The 266-nt window shown below is 43.6% G+C and carries 1 protein-coding gene; it reads right to left on the bottom strand.

Annotated elements, in window-relative coordinates:
• A partial coding sequence (locus H3T54_RS11815; protein WP_198222683.1) for a hemagglutinin repeat-containing protein occupies positions 1-266 on the bottom strand: 266 nt, incomplete at both ends.

The raw sequence follows: 266 nt of genomic DNA on the forward strand, positions 1-266 counted from the left end.
TTGCCTTTTTCCGCACGTAAGTTGATATCATCTTGAGTATTTAATAGGCTACCTTTAATGTCGATGTTGCCTTCATGGCTATTGACGGAAATATTATTCGCCGTGAGCGTGGAGGCGTTTTGACCAATGACTTCACTATTACTTCGATTCCCTGAGCTTTCACTACCAAATGGTAAGATGCTTGCACCATGATTTGGACTACCATTGATAAATCGTACTGATGAGCCCGCCGTTGGTCCAGCCGTCGTTGCACTCCAGTTTTTACT

The organism is Gilliamella sp. B14384G10, from assembly GCF_016101685.1.
GTDB lineage: Bacteria > Pseudomonadota > Gammaproteobacteria > Enterobacterales > Orbaceae > Gilliamella > Gilliamella apis_A.